At 53.4% G+C, this 19,182-nt stretch carries 17 protein-coding genes; 11 read left to right on the top strand and 6 right to left on the bottom strand.

Annotated features, from left to right (window positions below; genetic code table 11):
* The first annotated feature begins 1 nt into the window (after window position 1).
* The 5 genes from dapF to SH467x_RS00310 all read left to right on the top strand — a co-directional run bounded on the left by dapF (window position 2) and on the right by SH467x_RS00310 (window position 5,202).
* Window positions 2-865: a diaminopimelate epimerase gene (gene dapF / locus SH467x_RS00330; RefSeq protein ID WP_482369329.1), complete on the top strand. Its 864-nt coding sequence runs from the start codon at window positions 2-4 to the stop codon at window positions 863-865.
* On the top strand, window positions 865-1,599 hold the full coding sequence (locus SH467x_RS00325; RefSeq protein ID WP_482369328.1) for a lysophospholipid acyltransferase family protein: 735 nt from the start codon (window positions 865-867) through the stop codon (window positions 1,597-1,599). Before dapF ends, SH467x_RS00325 begins: the two co-directional genes overlap by 1 nt.
* On the top strand, window positions 1,596-2,918 hold the full coding sequence (gene xseA, locus SH467x_RS00320; protein ID WP_482369327.1) for an exodeoxyribonuclease VII large subunit: 1,323 nt from the start codon (window positions 1,596-1,598) through the stop codon (window positions 2,916-2,918). The genes SH467x_RS00325 and xseA overlap by 4 nt, the downstream gene beginning before the upstream one ends.
* A gap of 116 nt (window positions 2,919-3,034) precedes the next feature.
* Complete coding sequence (locus SH467x_RS00315; protein WP_482369326.1) at window positions 3,035-3,643, top strand: response regulator transcription factor; 609 nt, start codon at window positions 3,035-3,037, stop codon at window positions 3,641-3,643.
* Window positions 3,644-3,663: 20 nt separating this feature from the next.
* Entirely contained in the window at window positions 3,664-5,202 is a 1,539-nt protein-coding gene (locus SH467x_RS00310) for a sensor histidine kinase (RefSeq protein WP_482369325.1), read from the top strand.
* Here the strand turns inward: SH467x_RS00310 and SH467x_RS00305 are convergent.
* Window positions 5,155-8,550 carry a PAS domain-containing protein gene (locus SH467x_RS00305; RefSeq protein ID WP_482369324.1) on the bottom strand — a complete coding sequence of 1,132 codons (3,396 nt, stop codon included), beginning with the start codon at window positions 8,548-8,550 and terminating at the stop codon, window positions 5,155-5,157. The genes SH467x_RS00310 and SH467x_RS00305 overlap by 48 nt on opposite strands.
* Window positions 8,551-8,914: 364 nt before the next feature.
* Here SH467x_RS00305 and SH467x_RS00300 point away from each other — a divergent pair, with 364 nt between their 5' ends.
* Both SH467x_RS00300 and SH467x_RS00295 read left to right on the top strand, forming a co-directional pair.
* Window positions 8,915-9,577: a LuxR C-terminal-related transcriptional regulator gene (locus tag SH467x_RS00300; RefSeq protein ID WP_482369323.1), complete on the top strand. Its 663-nt coding sequence runs from the start codon at window positions 8,915-8,917 to the stop codon at window positions 9,575-9,577.
* 217 nt (window positions 9,578-9,794) lie between these two features.
* Entirely contained in the window at window positions 9,795-10,118 is a 324-nt protein-coding gene (locus SH467x_RS00295) for an Hpt domain-containing protein (protein ID WP_482369322.1), read from the top strand.
* Window positions 10,119-10,138: 20 nt separating this feature from the next.
* Here the strand turns inward: SH467x_RS00295 and SH467x_RS00290 are convergent, their stop codons facing one another.
* Window positions 10,139-10,597, bottom strand: a complete 459-nt coding sequence (locus tag SH467x_RS00290; protein WP_482369321.1) for a response regulator — start codon at window positions 10,595-10,597, stop codon at window positions 10,139-10,141.
* A 258-nt stretch (window positions 10,598-10,855) separates the two neighbouring features.
* Here SH467x_RS00290 and SH467x_RS00285 point away from each other — a divergent pair, with 258 nt between their 5' ends.
* From SH467x_RS00285 to SH467x_RS00270, 4 genes are all read left to right on the top strand, one after another.
* Window positions 10,856-11,275: a hypothetical protein gene (locus tag SH467x_RS00285; protein WP_482369320.1), complete on the top strand. Its 420-nt coding sequence runs from the start codon at window positions 10,856-10,858 to the stop codon at window positions 11,273-11,275.
* A gap of 172 nt (window positions 11,276-11,447) precedes the next feature.
* Complete coding sequence (locus tag SH467x_RS00280) at window positions 11,448-12,185, top strand: zinc ribbon domain-containing protein (protein WP_482369319.1); 738 nt, start codon at window positions 11,448-11,450, stop codon at window positions 12,183-12,185.
* A 21-nt stretch (window positions 12,186-12,206) separates the two neighbouring features.
* A complete protein-coding gene (locus SH467x_RS00275) occupies window positions 12,207-12,668 on the top strand; it encodes a MarR family winged helix-turn-helix transcriptional regulator (RefSeq protein ID WP_482369318.1) in 462 nt (153 codons plus the stop codon).
* Between the two features lie 204 nt (window positions 12,669-12,872).
* On the top strand, window positions 12,873-14,333 hold the full coding sequence (locus SH467x_RS00270; protein WP_482369317.1) for a sulfatase: 1,461 nt from the start codon (window positions 12,873-12,875) through the stop codon (window positions 14,331-14,333).
* Between the two features lie 6 nt (window positions 14,334-14,339).
* Here SH467x_RS00270 and SH467x_RS00265 read toward each other — a convergent pair whose 3' ends face one another.
* The 4 genes from SH467x_RS00265 to SH467x_RS00250 all read right to left on the bottom strand — a co-directional run bounded on the left by SH467x_RS00265 (window position 14,340) and on the right by SH467x_RS00250 (window position 19,153).
* Window positions 14,340-14,813 carry a nucleoside deaminase gene (locus SH467x_RS00265; RefSeq protein WP_482369316.1) on the bottom strand — a complete coding sequence of 158 codons (474 nt, stop codon included), beginning with the start codon at window positions 14,811-14,813 and terminating at the stop codon, window positions 14,340-14,342.
* A gap of 530 nt (window positions 14,814-15,343) precedes the next feature.
* Window positions 15,344-15,619, bottom strand: coding sequence for a hypothetical protein (locus SH467x_RS00260; RefSeq protein WP_482369315.1), 276 nt, complete (start codon window positions 15,617-15,619; stop codon window positions 15,344-15,346).
* A 327-nt stretch (window positions 15,620-15,946) separates the two neighbouring features.
* Entirely contained in the window at window positions 15,947-17,104 is a 1,158-nt protein-coding gene (locus SH467x_RS00255; RefSeq protein ID WP_482369314.1) for a transposase, read from the bottom strand.
* Window positions 17,105-18,307: 1,203 nt separating this feature from the next.
* Complete coding sequence (locus tag SH467x_RS00250) at window positions 18,308-19,153, bottom strand: GNAT family N-acetyltransferase (RefSeq protein WP_482369313.1); 846 nt, start codon at window positions 19,151-19,153, stop codon at window positions 18,308-18,310.
* Window positions 19,154-19,182 lie beyond the last annotated feature (29 nt).

Here is a 19,182-nt window from a genome sequence, read left to right as displayed (position 1 = left end):
GATGATGGCGAACACAATCGAATTTACAAAGATGCACGGTGCCGGAAACGACTACGTGTACATCAACGGGTTTGACACACAGCTTCCTGATGATCTTGAGAAGCTGGCGATCGATATATCCCATCGCCGATTCGGGGTGGGTGGCGATGGAATGATCCTGATTCTTCCTAGCGACAAAGCTGACGCGCGCATGCGCATGTTCAACGCCGATGGCAGCGAGTCGGAGATGTGCGGGAACGGCATACGCTGCGTCGCCAAGTACGTGCATGACCATGGCATTGCGACGAAGGAGCGACTCGCGATTGAGACGGGCGCTGGTGTTCTGCAACTAGTGCTCGATATCCAGGATGGGTTGGCAGAACGCATCACGGTTGACATGGGGGAACCTCGATTAGAAGGTGCTAAGATCCCGACGACGTTGGTGCCACCGACCGAGTCAGCGATCAACGTTCCACTCGAGTATCGAGGGCACAAGCTCTACGCGACTTGTGTGTCCATGGGGAATCCGCACTGCGTCATCTTCGTCCCGGAAGCGACAGATGAATTGGTATTGGGAATCGGTCCATTGATCGAACGGGATGATCGATTTCCCAAACGGACCAACGTGGAGTTCGTTGAAATCTTGGCACGCGGCGAAGTTCGCCAGCGGACTTGGGAGAGAGGTTCCGGCGAGACGTGGGCGTGTGGGACTGGAGCCAGCGCTGTCTGTGTGGCTGGAGTGTTAACGGGCCACACCGACCGCACTATCCTCAATAATTTGATTGGTGGTCAATTGATGCTCCGATGGGACGAAGCATCCAACCACGTCTTCATGACCGGTCCAGCGACCGAGGTATTCACCGGAAGATGGCAGGTACGCCCATAGTGAATCGATTGCGGTCCGCGATGCGAGCAACGGCGATCCGCGTTGCGGGGAATTCGATTGCATCGGTCTTGGTGGGTTGGACTCAAACGTTGGATGCAAAAATCTTGCGAGACGATCCATCGCTCGACCCGATTTCGCATCGTTTTTCGGGTCCAGCCATTTACGTGTTCTGGCACGAATACATGCTGGTCCCCTGCTGCATGCGCCGAGACACGGGATTGGTTCTCCTAGCCAGTCGCCATCGCGACGCCGACTGGTTGATCGGGCTTGCAAAAGGATTCGGATACGATGCGGTGAGAGGGTCGACCGCAAACGGGGGGGCTCAAGCGGTTTTGAAAATCGTCAAACAGCTTCGCGGAAAGAGCTTGGTGATTACCCCCGATGGCCCGCTTGGCCCTCGCCGCGTCGCATCCAGCGGATGTATCTACTTGGCCAGTTTGCTTGGAATTCCTATCGTTCCTCTCGGTTGCGGGTACGAGAATCCATGGCGTTTCCATCGAGCTTGGGACTGTTTCGCAATCCCCAAACCCGGATCGCGTGTTCGATCTATCATGGGCGAAGCCATCCGCGTCCCGAAAAAAATCTCGCGCGACGAAGTCGAAGCAACGCGGGAGAAGGTGGAATCGAGCCTGGAGGCCGTTACGCGGCAGGCAGAAGCTTGGGCTCAAAGCGGTGAATCCATCGATGGAGAAGCCCCTTTCTTCGCTGCCTCAGCAGGAACCATTCATCTATGAGCGGCTTTCTTTGGAGCGAAGACGAAGACGGCTTCTTTGGTGACGAGGAAATCGGTGCATCGAGTCGTTCAAACCAAGGATCCAAAAAGCCGAAATCGGCTCCGGGAGCCAGCTCCGATGCTCCCCTTTCCGTGACTCAGCTCAACGAGTGGGTCAAGAAGTTATTGACCCAATCGATCCCGACTGTTTGGGTCTCTGGCGAAATCGGGAACTTGGTACAGTCGTCGGCCGGACACGTCTACTTCACGTTGAAAGATGCATCGGGGCAGCTCGCGGCAGTCCTTTGGCGATCGACTTGGGAGAAACTCGGAATCGACCTTCGCGAGGGAATGGCTGTACTCGTTCAAGGTCGAATCGACGTGTATGCACCCCGAGGGACCTATCAGATCGTTGTTCAGAAGATCGAGGAGCAGGGCATCGGCGCGTTGCAGGCTGCGTTCCGTCGTCTGTTCGCGAAGCTTCAGAAAGAAGGGCTCTTCGAAGCGGAAAATAAGAAACCATTGCCTCGATTCCCGCAGCGAATCGGATTCGTAACGAGCCCGTCCGGAGCTGCCATTCACGATTTCGCGCAAGTCCTCCGTCGGCGATGGCCACTGGCTACCGTAATTATCATCCCAGCGAAAGTACAAGGTGAGGGAGCCGCCGAGGAAATCGCTAGGGGAATCGAAGTGGCCGCTCTGCTCAATCCCCCATTGGATGTCCTCGTCGTCGGTCGAGGTGGAGGCTCGCTCGAGGACCTTTGGGCCTTCAACGAAGAAGAAGTCGTCCGAGCCGTTGCCTCCTGTCCAATCCCCACCATATCCGCAGTCGGCCATGAGATCGACGTTACTCTGTGCGATCTCGCGGCCGATGTCCGCGCGCTCACACCCACGGAAGCCGCTGAACGTGTCGCCCCAAGCAAGGAGGAGTTTCTGGACTATCTCGAGAATACGCGAGAGCGCCTTTGGTTGGGAGTCCAGGGCCAATGGGAGCGATCTATCGCAAAGCTCGATGCGATGATCTCTCGTCCCGTGATCGAAGATCCACATCGCATGCTCGAAGTCCCTGTGCAGCGACTGGACGAGGTCATGCGCGATCTCGACGACTCCCTGGATCGACGGGTCGATCAAACGCAACAGCAGCTGGAGCGTTTCGCTCAAGTCCTCGAGGCGCTCAGCCCCTTAAAGACTCTTGCCAGAGGTTACTCGCTCACTTTGGACGCCGACTCGGGCTCCGTTCAGTTCGACGCAGAGAATGTCTCGATCGGCACTCGCATCGTTTCCGTTCTCTCCAACGGAAAACTGTTAAGCACCGTGACCGAAAGAATTTTGGAAAAATAATAGGGTTTCGATTCGCCCCATGTAGAAGCGCTGTCCTCGATCGTATGTAATAAATCAAACGCCCGCAGCGGCAGGCGAACAGCAACCTCCCTTTCTCACGCACCGCGAGGCTTCTCATGACCGATCCAATCTCCGGTCAAGCCATCGTTTATGTCGTCGACGACGACGAGGGGGTTCGAGCCAGTTTGCGCTTCCTTTTAAGCAAAGTTGGGTGGCAGGTTCAAACGTTTGCAGATATCGAGTCCTTTCAGAATGCGTTTGACCCCAATCGGATCGGCTGCTGCATCTTCGACCTTCGAATTGGTGAAGAGAACGGGATCGATTTGGCCCATTACTTGAATTCCCTTCATTCGATTCAGCCTTTTATCTTCCTAACCGGATTTGGAACGATCGCGGTTGCCGTTGAATCGATGAAACTCGGAGCTTCGCATTTTTTGGAGAAACCGGTCGATGCGACCAAGCTCTTGACGCTGGTTCAAGACGCCGTTGTCAGCAGTTCTCAAGCCGCTAGCGATCGTGTACTACGTATCGATTTGGTAGAGCGTCGAAATTCGCTCTCCACCCGCGAACGCGAGGTCATGAACTTGCTTATCGAGGGGATGCTGTCCAAGCAGATTGCTTCCAAACTTGGAATCAGCTGCAAGACGGTGGAAGTACACAAGACCAACCTCAAACGGAAACTGGGTGTGCGCTCGACAGTCGAACTTTTGAAATACCGCGACTGACCGCGAAGGCAAGGACTGCGATGGAACCCAACGTACTTTTAGTAGAGGATGACCACTATCTCCGCACCCTGGTGCAAGTCGCTCTTCATAAATCGGGATTTCAAGTCTCCGTTTGCGAAACAGCGGCCGAAGCCATGGATCTCGTCGAAAGTGATCGGTTTGCCATCGCGATTATCGACGTTGGGCTATCGGATGACAACGGACTGGATGTCGCGCAAGTTATCGCAACGCGATCTCCGGATATCAAGATCCTGATATTCACCTCCGACACTCGATACGAAAGTGTAGTACGGGCTCTCGCGATCCAAGCCTTTTCGTATATCGAAAAGGCGAAAGGTATTCACGAGCTCACCGCCCAAGTAAACAGAGCATGGAGCGCTTGTTTGAGAAGCGCCTTGTCTCTCAAACAAAGGGACTGTTTGCTCCAATTGAATCTGCTCGACGCATTGGATGATTTTGCGTTAGCGTTGGACCACCGCCAACGCATTATCTTCGCCAATAGTCCCTTGCTCCGATTGTTTGACGCAACTTGGGATGTGGTCGTCGGCACGCCGATGACGCAATGGATGCTGATCGACCCCATTGTGGAGCACAGCAGTCGCAATCTGCTTGTGACCATTTTTAATCACCTGAGCACCCAGATGAACTGGAACGGTACTGTTCGTTTGTCTCTGCTTCGTCCGTCGTCGGAAGTCGATGAAGCTCGGCTGATCGATCTCAAGTTCATATCCTTGAGAGGGGCGGATACGGAGAGAATTGGATATGCCGCCATTTTTAAAGATATTGAGCGTAGTTTTCAGAATCAAAGCAGGATCGCGCTACGTCGGGAGGAATTATTTCGAGCTCAGAACAATTCGATCGCTACGCTGGTTGCCGACTCGCTTTCGCATGAGATTAACCAACCGCTCGCGACAATCGCCAACTACTTGGGGGGCATACGGATTGGCTTGCAACGGCAGAACCTCACCAAGGAGGAACTCGATCACACCCTTGACATTGTCGAAAAGCAAACTCAGCGAGCATCGGGGGTCCTCGCGCGACTTCGTCAGTTTCTTCGAAGAGAGATCGCCCCTTTCAGCAAAGTCGAAATTGCCAGCTGGATCTATGACACACTTGCTTTGTTTGAGAAGGAGTTCGAGCGCGTAGGAGTTGTAACCAAGACGAGAATTCCCCTGGATGCCGGGTACCTCATGGGTGATTACGTCCAACTACAACAGGTGCTTGCTAACATCATTAGCAATTCCATTGACGCTATGGATTGCACTCGTCCCAAACGACCGATATTTCTGGTCAGTGTTCGAACGAACGATCAATGGGTCCAGTTGCAGACGATCGACAATGGGGCTGGTGTGTCCGAAGAGATCCTGGAGAAGATGTTCGATCCCTATGTAACGACCAAACCCACTGGAACGGGGCTTGGACTTAGCATCTCGACAGAGATTATACGTGCTCACCATGGTTCGATGCACGCTTCGAGACGCCGTAAAAGGGGGCTTGGGATGAAAATCACCTTACCCAGATGTTTGAACACTCTGCAAAACGACCCCCATTCGCTCTAGCGCGGAGGCAGCCAGCGTTTCACAGCTCGAGATCAGCGATTCGCGATCAATCGGTTTTGGCAAGTAGCAACTACAGCCGCTCGCAAGACAAAAATCGCTGTCACCTTTCATCGCGTTCGCAGTCAGTGCAATGATCGGAATATCGATTTCAAGCGATCGCACCCGTCTCGTCAGTTCAATTCCATCCATGTTTGGCATCTGGATATCGGTAATGATCAAATCAAACGGATTGCTTAGTGGGTCGGTCGCCAGGGACGGCTCGATCTTCTCCAACGCTTCCAATCCATCGCTAGCTAGAGTGACTGAGGCGCCATCTCGTTGCAGGAAATAAGAAATCAACCTTCGATTATCCGGACCGTCTTCGACCAACAATATTCGCATCCCTGCTAACCGCTTTACCCGTTGGTCGGATTGAGTTGAAGGAGCGACCTGCACAGGGGTGCACTCTTTTGCTTCCTCTGCCGGCACACTTGGACCCAGTGTACTTTCGTGTTTGCCCAGTGTACTTTCAGGTTTGAAGGTCGCGTTGCAATTTACTTCCAGCGTAAAGACACTCCCCTGGCCTAGCGTACTTTCTACGCGAATGTCTCCGTGGAGCATGGTTGCTAGGCGTTTGCTAATACTAAGCCCTAATCCTGTTCCACCATACTTGCGGCTAGTCGTTGAGTCCGCTTGCTGGAATGGTTGAAATAACCTTTGCATTTGCAATGGCGACATTCCGATCCCCGTGTCGCGAATCATCACGCTCAGCGTATTGCGAGCCGTCTCATATTCGCATCGAACCTGTACGGTACCTTCATGCGTAAACTTGATTGCATTTCCGATCAAATTGATGAGGATCTGCCGTAATCGAGTCGGATCGGAAACCACGGTGATGGGAAACGGTTCAATGGTCTCCAGCGTGAATCGAATTCCTTTTTCCATCGCTTTGCTCTGCATCGAACCGATGACGTCTGCGAGAAGAATTCGAAGGCTGAATGCCGCGATCTCGATATCGATTTTGCCAGCCTCAATTTTGGACAAGTCGAGGATGTCGTTGATCAGAGAGAGTAGATGCTTGCTGTTTCGCTGAATGGTGTCTATATAGTCTTCGAATTCGCGAGGCAGGTCGTGTGGGGCTAAGCAATCCTTCATCAAGCTTGAGTAGCCGATAATGGCTGTCATCGGAGTCCGAATTTCATGGCTCATGTTGGCGAGAAACTCACTCTTGCTTCGGTTGGCTTGTTCGGCCAACTCACGTGCAATCTTGAGCTGCGCAGCGGACACCTTAAAGTCGGAAATATCATGGTAGATATAAGAGGCTGCAATCACGCGCCCATGGGGATCAAAGATGGGTGATGCCACGATGGAAACGGCTCGCTCCGATCGATCTTCGGAAACAAGGGCAGCATCCAAAATGCGCAACACTTCCCCCTTCCAAACCGAGTCGTGGGATCTCTGGTAGACACATTCATCCTGGTCCCGATAAAGCATCTTCAACGGTTTTCCAATGGCCTTGTTCGCCGGATAACCGAAAAGCAGTTCCGCACCATGGTTCCAAGTCTCGATGATCCCGTCCAGTGATTCTCGGATGATCGCGTCCCCGGAACAGTTGACGATGGATGCGAGCTGTTGAGTTCTTACCTCAATCTCCTTCCTCGTACTGATGTCCGTATGGGTCCCAATCATTCGAAGAGCTTCTCCGTATTCGTTCCGGCTAACCACCATGCCTCTCGCCAAGATCCATTTCCATGTCCCGTCTTTGCAACGAAGCCGAAACTGAGTTTCATAGTGCTCGGTTTCAGATCGCAAGTGCTTATTGAGCTTTTCAAATGTCGAGGGCACATCGTCCTGATGGATGAGCGACAACCATTGACTGAAATCATTTTCAATCTCGCTGGGTTCGTATCCAATCATCTCCTTCCATAGATTGGAGAAAATGACCGAACCGCTGACGATATCCCAGTCCCAAAGGCCATCGCCGTTTCCTTCCACTGCCGACTTCCACCGGTGCTCGCTTTGTGCGAGCAATTCCTCGGTAATACGCTGGCCGTGGACGTCTTGGATCGAGCCGGCGACGTACGAGATTTGGTTCTTTTTATCCCGGTGAAATGCCAGTCGGATTTTGCGCCATACACTGATACCTGTTGAAATAGCGATTCGAAACGAGACTTCCTTCTGATACCCGCCCGCGAGGAACTCCGCAAAGAACGTTTTCAGCTTGGGCTTGTCTTCATCGATCGCCAGTCCGACAAAGAAATCTGTCAATTGGGTCAGCTCTCGGGGGGGCCGCACCGCGAGAAGTGTCGAAAACCTTGGATTGAACCAGAGTTCATGGGATCGTGCATCCCAATACCACAATCCCTCACTAACCTCGTGGGCGGCGATGTCCAATCGGCGCTGGATACTGTACATCCGAGTTGTGCATGCACCGATGGTCCGTGTAATGATGGATGTGAGCAGCAGCCCTGCAACCATGACACATCCCGAGAGGATTAAAGGCCGGTATGCCGCGAAACCAACGCTGCTCTCCGGAACTCCCCCCTTAACCGTCCACTGCATGTTGCCTATCGAGACACTCGACTCCAGCATCTGTTCCGTCGGAGACCAAGTAGCGAGGTTAGGGTTGGCATTTAGAACAAACGTATTCGGCATGTCCCCGTCTTGAAAAAGCTTCGCGACGACATGTACTCCATCATCGGAGGGATCTAAAATCGAGTCGGTCTTCAGAAAATTCGACGCGGTCGTGATCAGCGCAATGGTATAAGGTTCCGTCGTCTGGTTGCTCTTGATACGATTGCAGTAAGCAACCCAAAAATCATCACTACTGGGCCCTTCCTCCGACATCTGACGTAGGCCCAAAATCGCTTCTGGGACCGGGTTGAATCTCCCCGAATCAGCGCTCTTCAGGGCGGCGTCGATCTCGTGCGCCAGTTCCTTTAGCCCGAACTCACCCTTGCCCACATCCAATCGATTGACAATCCGCCCCTCGATATCGATCACCAATAAATAGGTGTCTTGAGGAAGCAGGTTCTCCGACTGAAAAGTATCGACCGCCTCTAAGAATCGCTGTCTGTCCGTGAAATCGATGAGACTGGCAGAATAGGCAAGTCCGATCGAGAGTCGCTCCATCTGTAAACTCTGATTCTCAAGGTCATGCACAACCCGAGAAATGGAATTCGCAACTTCGCTACGGGCCTCATTCTCCTCCATCATCGAGAAATGGTGGTACGAGTAGAGTGTCGAGAGGAGCGTCAAACTCAAGAAAGTGAGCGGTATGTACGGAAACGAAGGATTCAGCAAACGCTCGCCCCATCTCATTCCTTGCAGTTCGCCACGGTTGATGGGCGCTCCCATTCTCGCTTCCATGATTTCTATCTCGTGTATTCGTCAATCATCACTATTTTAAGCAACAACCGAACGATAAATCGGTTTGCGCAGCCTAGTTTGCAGATCATTGCAGATTGGATAGTCATTTATCGAGAAAAGATCGATAGCCGATGCCGTTTGTTGAGCACAAGAGGACCTGCCGCGATCCCCCCGTACGGCAATCCGACGCGCGTCAACTGCGGTTACCTAGGTAAATTCCTTAGGTCGGCTTACCACATCACAAATCAGTTGGGCGAATCAAGTGATTGCATAATGTCGATGCACCTGATGAAGGTCCATGTGATCGTACCTGTACTCTCGCCACTCGAAGTTCTCTACGCCAAGTCGATTCTGGAGCAGATACATGATTCGGAAAAATATCCAAGACTGCCGCCCGAGCGTCTACGCGCTATCAAGCTTGGAAACATCCCTAGATCGCCTCGAAACCGTATGCCTTCGAATCGGTTGCGACCTTCGACCTACCCAGGATATGGAGAGCTTGCGATCAGGTATTTCATCGTCGGAGAACTTCGCTGTTGTGATTTCAACAGAACTATCTTTTGCGGCCTTTCTCCCCATGATTCGTGCACTGCAATTGCAGAGCCATCCCATCGAAGTCATCTTGCTCACCTACGGATGGAAGGCATTTGATGCCGTTCGAGCCATTCGATTAGGCATGACGGATGTTCTCGATTTGCCAGTCGACGAAGCTTTGCTCCAGCAGTCTATCGAGGAAGCGCTCATTCGAGATGCAAAACGGAAAGAGGCTCGATCTTTCGGAATCCCCGTGACGCTTTCCGAAAGACTCACCTTCCAAGAATCGCGTATCCTCGCGGCAATCGCGCACGGAAAAACGACCAAACAGATCGGTAGCGAACTGGACCTGAGTGTGAGAACGGTCCACTACCGGTTCAAGTCGATTTTGACAAAACTTGGTGTCACGACCCGCGCGGAGGCAGTCGAACTGCTGTGTCGATATAGCGCAAGCACTAAAGCAGAAGAGTCGCTTTACTCCAACTCCCATTAATTTCGGCTATCCTCGACGAATTTGCGGTTTTCCGATTTGGCCAACCTGTGCCAATTTGATACACTCTTGACCACCGCTGTGTTATCTACCGCACCGACCAAGGGCTTTCGCGGAGGGGGCGTCGCCTGACTCTGTCCTCCATCGAGTTCCCCCTAAACCTCATATCCAGGTATAGTCCTCAGTGCGATCGATCCTACCTAATCTCGATCGGACTCAGATGATTGTGAACAAGAAGTTGCATTCGCCCTTGGCGCATGATCCCGATTTCGTACCTGTTTTGAATGAATTCGTTTCGAATTTGCGGCTGCGCGATGCGGCGATTCGTGAGTCGCTCCAGTCCAAGGATCTTCCGACTCTCCGGAGAATCGCTCACCAGCTGAAGGGTGCTTTCGGTGCGTATGGATTCCCTGCGCTGACGAATCTCGCGGCAGACGTCGAACGCTTGATCGATTCAGGGGAAGGGGTCCGAGATATCACCGCGGCAAGCGATCGTCTTCTCGATGCGATGTCGCTCGTCTCTTCGGAACCCGAAACTCTCTAGTCGCGCGTTGCCCATTTTTTCTACTGGGATACGACGTGAAACTGCTCCAGCCAGGCGATTGTCGCCAGCAGTCGATCCACTTTGCAGAGCGCATGCTCCACCGATTCAATCAGCATTGATGGCGTTAATCTTGGTTTGAACAGCACATCCTCCGCACCGTATTCGACGGCTTGCCGCAAAACGTCCATATTGACATCCGCAGTGCACATGATCACCTGAATTCCTGCATCCATGGCTTTGATGTTTCGCAAAACCGTTAATCCATGAATATCCGGTAGATCGATATCCAACAGTACGACGCGCAAGCCATTCTCTTGAAGCATTCGATTGACTGGCCGGGGATTGGTAAGGCCCACCGACTGGATGCACGCCTTGCGCAGGATGATCGAAGCCAATCTCAAGAAGGCAGGATCATCATCGAGATGAAGTATTCTCTTTTGAATGTGCATTTGAGTCATCTCAATTCGATTCGAAACCATGCCATGCAACCGACTCACAAGGATGGCACATGCCTTTCCATCGTGGGACCACCGAGCTGCATTTTGCAGCTTTTTTCATTTTCGCCCTTCGTGCAAGCTTCGAATGGAATTCAGTTCGGTGCGTTTGTGGTCCGCCACAGTTCTCTCTTGGAAATTGCTGCAAAGGCCTGCAATGAATTGTGACGACTAAACCCAAACTCTCTTTCTGGTCTAACCTTAAGCACTTATCAAAAACACTCGATTGCAAAGGAAAAATGGATGAGTGACGTTGCATCGCTACTAGTCGATCTTGCCATGAACCTGCTCGATGCCAATGGCAGCCCAGACGCGGACCTGAGTCTTATCGAGTTGCAACTTCATGAACTGGCCCAACGGGTGGAACCTATCGATCCTCGCTGTGCGATTGCGTTACAGAAGTCAGCAAATCTCCTTAAGGAAGATCCGTCGGCCCATTTGCATCTCAAAGACGATCCCCTGCTCATCGCTCTGAAAACCGTTGCGGCGGTTCAGTTGATCGTTCGCGAAGAGTCTACTTGGGAAGAATCAGGCATCCCGAACCTTCTCTCGGAAGACTTCGACAAAACCCGTGACCTACCAAGAAAGCTGCGCAACCCAATCGATTTTCGTAGGGTGGCAAAGGACACGAAGCTGAATATACGCAGTCCTGAACGGTCTTGATCTCCGTATGGCAGATATGCCATTCGATCTGCAGCTCGAGCTCGCGATGTCGTCGCCCGCCTTGGGGGGCGCTTACCGATCCCCAAATCAATCTTGACAAGATGCGTACAACCAGGCCGATCAATCCATTACAATGGCCACGTGATTTGACTGCAGAAACTGCCGATGGAATATGTCCTCAAGAATCCTATTTTTGCACGGTTGGCGGAGTGTTGTCGGCGGGGTGAAGCCGACGTCGCTAGCGAAGGCTGGATTCGAGGTCCTGAATCCACCGCTCGACGATAACAACTTCGATCTCGCTCTCCGTACAGCCCAATCAATCTTCGATCGTGAACGGCCAGATGTGATCGTCGGGAGTTCCAGAGGTGGAGCGATTGCAATGAATTTGGAGAGCGGGCTGACGCCGCTTGTATTGCTTTGCCCAGCTTGGAGGAATTGGGGGACCGCTTCTCGATTGAAGCCCAATGCGATCATCCTTCACAGTCGTAACGACGACGTGATTCCCTTCGAGGATTCCGTGCTGCTCGTTCAACAGAGCCATCTGCCTGCTGATGTATTGATCGAGGTCGGAGAGGATCACCGACTAGCGGACGAAAACTCGCTGTCGGTTCTTTGTTGGACGTGTAGAATGCTCTGCGCAGGCGAATCGATTCCAGTTTCAGAGAACGACAACACGCATTTGGCGATCGGCGACGAGGTTCCAACCGGGCCTTGGGCGGCCGAAGAAGGAGCGTATCTTTGCGATGCATGTGGCGAAGAAATTATTATCCCCATCGATCGATCGGCGGGATCTGCACAATCCTATGTGGAGGATTGCCCCGTCTGCTGCAATCCCAACTTGATCCACGTACAGTTTGATGAGCTTGGGCTGATTCGAGTATGGGCCGAGCCCGAGCAAGATCGGGACTGACGAACCCATTAAAGAAAGACTATGAGCCGATCCCTGCAGGATGAACTAAAAAAGAAGGGGCCGTTTGATTCGCTCGAACAAGAAGCGACGTTGGCCATCATGCGCACTAGCGATCTTCTCGAAAATCGGCTTGCCCGGCTACTGCGAGAATATGGACTCACCTTGACCCAATACAATGTGCTACGCATTTTGCGAGGTGAGGGAGCCCCTCTTCCTTGTTTGGAAGTAGCCAATCGGATGGTTCAAGTTGCACCGGCCATCACTCGAGTGGTCGATCAGTTGGTCGCATTGGGCTACATTACCAAGACTCAATCGAACGAAGATCGCAGAGTCTTTGAGATTGCCTTAACCAAGGAAGGCTCTCAACAACTTAAACAGATCGATGCTCCGCTGCTAGACGCCCACGCCGCACTCCTCGCAAATGTCTCCAAAGCCGATCTACGCGAATTGATACGAATTCTCGAAGCAGCCCGTTCTGCTTGATCGTTAGCCACCCGTTGCTACCATCGCGAGCGTGCGAGCATTGGTAGAGATATTTAACGAGCACGTGGTCCAACTCCTTGAAGTTTTGCGAAGTGCTTAGACGCCCCAAGGATTCGAAGCAGGGTTGCTGCTAGAATAGGAATCGGGAATCACAGATTCCGTGTGCTCCCCCCCTACCTCCTCTCCTCACGAAGGTTTCCAACTGTGACCAACCGACCCTTTCGCCGAAGCGACGCGTTCGTGCTTTGCGCCATCTTGTTCGCCCAAACCCTCTGCTCTGTCGCGTGCAGCTTGCCAGCGAATGCGGGCGAGAAGCCCGATGTTCTTTTTATTGCGGTCGACGATTTAAACGATTGGGTCGGGCATTTGGGAGGCCATCCGCAAACCAAAACTCCGAACATCGATCGGCTTGTCGCGAGAGGAATGTCATTCCGAAATTCCCACTGCGCAGCTCCGGCTTGCAATCCTTCTCGAGCGGCATTGATGAGCGGGTTGAGACCTTGGGTAACCGGTATTTACACCAACGGAGATCCTGCTCAAGACGTGTTGAAAGATGTTGTCACGATCAACAGGCACTTTTTGGCCAATGGCTATCGCACATTGGGAGCGGGAAAGATTTACCACAACTTCGCTGCGGAAGGTCGAAAGGATGGTTGGACCGAGTGGAAGGGACTGTTTCCTTCTGCTCGTGAAAAAGATACGAATCTCACCGGAATGAAGAAGGGACATTTCGACTGGGGGCCCTTGGACGTAAAGCCAGAGGAAATGGGAGATTATAAACTGACTGATTGGGCCGTGAATCAATTGCAAACGGCACCCCTAGAGCAGCCCTTGTTTCTCGCGGTCGGATATGTGAAACCCCACCTGCCCTGGTATGTCCCCCGCGAGTACTTCGACCGTTTTCCGTTGCAATCCATCCAGGTCCCGACAGTCCCTGAAAGCGATCTGAGCGATGTTCCTCCAGCAGGCGTCAAGATGGCGACACAAGGCGGTGACCATGCTGCAGTCCTGAAGGCAGATCAGTGGAAAAAGGGTGTGCAGGCCTACTTGGCCACAATCTCCTTCCTCGATGATCAAGTCGGCAGACTTTTGGACGGCCTGGAAAACAGTCCACGAAAGAACAAGACTATCGTTGTTTGGTGGACCGATCACGGCTGGCACCTTGGCGAAAAAGAGCACTGGCGCAAGTTTTCACTTTGGGAGGAATCCACACGTACATCGTTTGCGATGGCGGCCCCAGGGGTGACGAAAGCGTCTGCCGTCTGCGATGCACCGGTCGATTACACGAATCTCTATCCCACCCTATGCGAATTAACTGGCTTGAAAGTGCCAACGCATGCGAAAGGGAAGAGCTTGGTTCCACTTCTGAAGGAACCAACTAGCAAGTGGGATGCGATCGCGGTTTGTTCTCATGGGAGGGGGAATCATTCCGCCCGAGATAGCCGATACCGTTATATCCGGTATGCCGATGGCAGTGAAGAACTTTACGATCATGCCACGGATCCCAATGAATGGAACAACATCGCAAACGACTCGACCAAACATGAAATAAAGAGGGTGCTTGCACAAGCATTGCCATCCTCGGACGCCGAAGTTCCTCCGACGGGTGATGGCAAGTCGAATGGCCGATCAAAAAATCGAGCTACAAACCGAGATGAAACGTAGATGTCGTTACTCACCGATATCTTCATTCCACAGTTCGGGATGTAAACGTATAAACTTGCTCATGAGTTCGATGCACTCTGGATCATCGAGAGTTTCAACGATTACACCACGGGAACGCAGGTAGGATTCGGGCCCCTGGAAGGTTCTGTTTTCGCCCACGATGACGCGAGGAATGCGATAGAGGAGTGCAGTGCCTGAGCACATGTCGCAAGGGGAAAGTGTTGAATACAAAACTGCCCGACGATAGTCCCGCGACGTGAGACGTCCAGCATTCTCCATTGCATCCATTTCGGCATGGAGAATAGCGCTCCCTCTTTGGACGCGTCTGTTATGTCCTCGCCCAACGATTTGACCATCGATCACGAGAACGGATCCAATGGGGATGCCACCCTCGGCAAGTCCCGTTTTCGCTTCCTCAATGGCCGCCTTAAGGAACAAGTCTGGCGTTGTAAGGAACAAGTCTGGCGTAGAACGATCCATGGATTTCTTCCAGGGGTTTATTTTTCAGGATTGAAATTATTCTCCTAACGTCCCATAGAAAGTCCCCTTCGTCTACTCACCATAGGTGGCACCCACCTTTCGTTTCCACTCACCATAGGTGGCACCCACCTTTCGTTTCTTGGCCATCATGCGCACTAGCGATCTTCTCGAAAATCGGCTTGCCCGGCTACTGCGAGAATATCACCATAGGTGGCACCCACCTATCTTTCCCCACCTATCTTTCCACCATACCACCAAATAGGAGGCACCCATCTATCCGGGGGGAGCGGCGCGGGGGGCACGGGCGATCGGGGGGAAGAATGGGGCTGCGGATGCGGGATTTAGAGCCAATTCGGACAGGGTTGCGGCCGATGGGCCAGGAAGTGCGCAGCTGCGAACATGGCCCAGTGCTGGAGTTTGGGCGAGGCGAGAGGGGTCTCTCGCCATGGCACCATGGTGGAGTGGGCACCGCGAGGGGGGGGAACAGAGCGAGCTACTAGGCCAAGCAAGCTTCTGCTAACCGAGGGCCTCTAGGCGAAGCAAGCGGCGACGAGCCGCTGGCCGCGACTCCAGCGATTGTTGGTCCGCTCCGCGTCGGCTACCATCGACTTGGGACTTCCACTACAGCGGCTGGTGCCAAAGTACTTCGTGTAGTTCCATACCAAGTCGCACCACATGCTGGGTTCGACTCCCAGCCCAGAGAATAAGGGCTTCAAGGATTCGGGGACCGGATGCAATTTCCCAGGAGGATGACCCTTCTGCTCCGCTGTCCAACGCAATAGCTTCACGTAGTCTTCCAGGTTCATGTTCAAGAACCCTTTGTTGCTGGCTCGCAGCTAGTGGAAGGCACCCATCTATCCGGGGGGAGCGGCGCGGGGGGCACGGGCGATCGGGGGGAAGAATGGGGCTGTGGACGCGGGATTGGGGGCAACTTGGACAGAGTTGCAGTCGACTTGGCTGGGGGGTGCGCAGCAGCGTACTTGGCCCGGTGCTGGAGTTCGGGCGAGGTGAGAGGCGGGGCTCTCGCCATGGCGCCATGGCGCATAGGTGGAGTGGGGGACCGGCAGGGACGCATCGCGGGTTGGCGGTAGAGCAGCTACTAGGCCAAGCAAGCTTCTGCTAACCGAGGGCCTCTAGGCGAAGCAAGCGGCGACGAGCCGCTGGCCGCGACTCCAGCGATTGTTGGTCCGCTCCGCGTCGGCTACCATCGACTTGGGACTTCCACTACAGCGGCTGGTGCCAAAGTACTTCGTGTAGTTCCATACCAAGTCGCACCACATGCTGGGTTCGACTCCCAGCCCAGAGAATAAGGGCTTCAAGGATTCGGGGACCGGATGCAATTTCCCAGGAGGATGACCCTTCTGCTCCGCTGTCCAACGCAATAACTTCACATAGTCTTCCAGGTTCATGTTCAAGAACCCTTTGTTGCTGGCTCGCAGGCCGTTGGTGCAGGGCTCTGGATCCAACGAGTTCACCTTGGGGTCGAGCGTGAAGGGGGCCAACCAAGCGTCTCTGGGGACCAGAGGACGGGGGCCACGGTTCTGACGAGCCTTCTTCTGCTCCTCCACCGTCATCTTGGTCCTCCGTTTGATCGATTCCTCCTTCGATAAAGGAACGCGATCCAGAGCCGTCGATTCGATCATTGCACCGTTGGCAGCTTGGAGACGATCGTACACGGAGGTGTGGATGGAGAGTTCGATCGTTTCGGCTAGATTCGCGCGGAGGACATTGAGATCGACATACATGGCGCATGCGAGCAAACCGGCTTCATCGAGAAGCCGATTGGCTTTGAATCGGCCTTCCCAGAAGCAACCGGTGCATTTGTCTTCTGCATTGGCTCGCCTGGCGATGACTTCGGCGAGAGAGCGCATGAACCAAGAGATATCGGAGAGTCGGCTTCGATACTCTTTGATCTTTTCTGGATCGGCTACGGCGCTTCGGACATCTTCTTCGTTGGCCTCGGCCAAGACATCGAGGATCCGGGTACCAGGAAAGAGTCGCAGCCAACGTGTGGCAACTTCTTGGTCAGACCAAGTAGCCACGACGTCGGGACGATTGCGGAGGACGACATGGAGGTGATTGGATAGGACGGCATATTCGAGAACGTCGATACCAAAGACGGAGGCAAGGGATTCGAGTCTTTGGCGAATCCATTCTCTTCGGTGGGAGTAGTCTGTGCTGGTGAGCTCATCGAAGCCGGCCAGAAAGGCGCGACGGACACAACGGTTGTAGCAATGGACAAGGCAGATTTCGTCGCTAACGAATTGCTCAGAACGGAGCGTGCTGGACATGATGGATCTCTCCAGAGGTTCGGGGTGTAGATCCTATTACGTTATGGGATGGGGGAGCGGGTTGCAACCAAATAGAAGAACATTTTGGAGTGGGGGAATGCGAGCTAATAGAAGGCACCCAACTACTTCGAATAGGTGGCACCCACCTTTTGACCCACCTTTTTTTGGGGGATTGGTGGGAGGAGGTTTCTCGCCAAGGCGCTACGGCGCGAAGAGAGAAGCAGATAGAAAAGCATTCTTGATAGAAGGCACCCATCTACTGGGGGGGACGTTTCTCGCCACGGCGCCGAGGCGCAAAAGAAGGCTACTAGAAGGCACCCATCTTTTGGGGGGGGGGTAGATCGAAGGCACCCACGCATTGGGGGGAGTTGGGGGGGATTCTCGCAAAGTCGCGAAGGTGCAAAGGAGGATAAGGGGGCGAAAGTGGGGTGCCCAGGATGGGAGGGATTCCCAGGATGGGGGGAGATGGTGGAGGGGGCGTGTACGCCTACGGCTGACTGTTAAACAAATTGGAGACAACTATCTTTTGGGAATTGGAAATTGGGTCGAGAGCGAATAGGTGGCACCCATCTTTTGGGGAGGGCGGTGGGAGGTTCTCGCCAAGGCGCCAAGGCGCAAACGAGGAAGAGATTGAGGGGACCTATCGGAGAACGGCGATTCGAGACACCTACCCGCTGGAAGGGAATCGATGCCTGCGGCAGCTTTGTTGAATTGGGTAATTAGAAGGCACCCACCTATGCGAATGGGAGTAAATAGAAGGCACCCACCTACTGAGGGGGATAGAACACGGGAGGAATAGGTGGCACCCACCGACCGGGGGATGGGTGGCACCCACCGACCGGGGGATGCCCACCGACCGGGGGATGGGGGGATGACCGACCGGGGGATGGGGGGATGACCGACCGGGGGATGACCGACCGGGGGATGAAGAAGATGATTGCACAAGCATTGCCTTCCTCGGACGCCGAAGTTCTTCCGACGGGGTGATGGCAAGTCGAATGGCCGATCAAACAATCGCCCCGCAAACCGAGACGACTTGTAGAAGCCATTTATTCACCACCACTTTGTATGAAGTGCGGGTCTTCAGGCTCGCGTGCCGGTCCACCTATCGATGTCATGGGTGGAGTTTCCAATCATTTTCACCCTGTCTTTCAACTGTTTCATTCAGCCCTATCATTCAACTCTGTCACTCAATCCAGTCATTCAACTGAGAACATCGAGACGGTAGTGGATCTCATCTACGCCGTCTTCATAATAATCGAGCAATCTGCCTGCCATACGGAAGCGAGCAGCGGACATTAATGGCGCGACGCCACTCAAGTCCGATGGAAATGCCATGTAGATGGCGCGGCCTCCCCATGAGCGGACTTCACGCACGACTTTCTCGATATCGACAGGCTTGCTACCTTGTCCCGGGTCGGCTACCTCCCAAGCAACCCAGTAGGCGTCATTTGTTTCGGGAATCTCGTCCACATCGGTAATCAGAATATCAGCCTCTTGCTCCTCCGGAGCAACGAATTGTTTTGTCTCGAGTTGCAGACCATAAACGATCATTGCCTCACCTGGCGCATAGAAGTCCGGTTGTCGGAGCTCCTGCATGAAGCCGACGCGTTTGTAAGCCTCTCGAGCATCAAAGTAGATGTCGCCGATCGTGGGGTCGTGGTAGTCGCTGGCCTGTACGAACACTTTGCGTGCCTCGTTCTCTTTGAGCCATTCGAGCATCCACTCGAGCATGAGTGTTCCTTTGCCGGTTCTGCGATCCGCTTTCTGCAAGTAGGTCCAGGACATGCCATAGGCGCGATCGGTATTCTCGATCGGATTGGCTCCAACGACACCAATGACCTTTTCTTGTTCGGTTAGAACGAACTGTCCTTCAATCGACTCCTCGTACGTTTCTCGGGCATCGTACGCGTCATCCTCGTCATATTCACTGATGATCTGCAATGCTCGAAGCATGTCCGCGGATCGCATTGGTCGAAACCCCAAGTTGCTATTCGCATGCGTCGACATCCAGTTGGTTCCTTGCTCGCTATCGATACGATTACCCAAAATCTCACCGATCCGTTTCTTAGGGAGAT

The sequence above is a fragment of the Brakhagea slesvicensis genome, assembly GCF_052161625.1.
In the GTDB taxonomy this organism is placed as follows: domain Bacteria; phylum Planctomycetota; class Planctomycetia; order Pirellulales; family Pirellulaceae; genus JBKCUI01.
Note: the sequence above shows the minus strand (reverse complement) of the source record. Positions and strands in the feature narration are given on the sequence as shown.

Bases quoted from the DNA above. Each gene is read 5' to 3' on its own strand.
- dapF (WP_482369329.1), top strand. From the start codon at position 2: ATGATGGCGAACACAATCGAATTTACAAAGATGCACGGTGCCGGAAAC.
- xseA (WP_482369327.1), top strand. From the start codon at position 1,596: ATGAGCGGCTTTCTTTGGAGCGAAGACGAAGACGGCTTCTTTGGTGAC.
- SH467x_RS00315 (WP_482369326.1), top strand. From the start codon at position 3,035: ATGACCGATCCAATCTCCGGTCAAGCCATCGTTTATGTCGTCGACGAC.
- SH467x_RS00310 (WP_482369325.1), top strand. From the start codon at position 3,664: ATGGAACCCAACGTACTTTTAGTAGAGGATGACCACTATCTCCGCACC.
- SH467x_RS00305 (WP_482369324.1), bottom strand. From the start codon at position 8,550: ATGGAAGCGAGAATGGGAGCGCCCATCAACCGTGGCGAACTGCAAGGA.
- SH467x_RS00300 (WP_482369323.1), top strand. From the start codon at position 8,915: ATGATTCGGAAAAATATCCAAGACTGCCGCCCGAGCGTCTACGCGCTA.
- SH467x_RS00295 (WP_482369322.1), top strand. From the start codon at position 9,795: ATGATTGTGAACAAGAAGTTGCATTCGCCCTTGGCGCATGATCCCGAT.
- SH467x_RS00290 (WP_482369321.1), bottom strand. From the start codon at position 10,597: ATGGTTTCGAATCGAATTGAGATGACTCAAATGCACATTCAAAAGAGA.
- SH467x_RS00285 (WP_482369320.1), top strand. From the start codon at position 10,856: ATGAGTGACGTTGCATCGCTACTAGTCGATCTTGCCATGAACCTGCTC.
- SH467x_RS00280 (WP_482369319.1), top strand. From the start codon at position 11,448: ATGTCCTCAAGAATCCTATTTTTGCACGGTTGGCGGAGTGTTGTCGGC.
- SH467x_RS00275 (WP_482369318.1), top strand. From the start codon at position 12,207: ATGAGCCGATCCCTGCAGGATGAACTAAAAAAGAAGGGGCCGTTTGAT.
- SH467x_RS00265 (WP_482369316.1), bottom strand. From the start codon at position 14,813: ATGGATCGTTCTACGCCAGACTTGTTCCTTACAACGCCAGACTTGTTC.
- SH467x_RS00260 (WP_482369315.1), bottom strand. From the start codon at position 15,619: ATGAACCTGGAAGACTACGTGAAGCTATTGCGTTGGACAGCGGAGCAG.
- SH467x_RS00255 (WP_482369314.1), bottom strand. From the start codon at position 17,104: ATGTCCAGCACGCTCCGTTCTGAGCAATTCGTTAGCGACGAAATCTGC.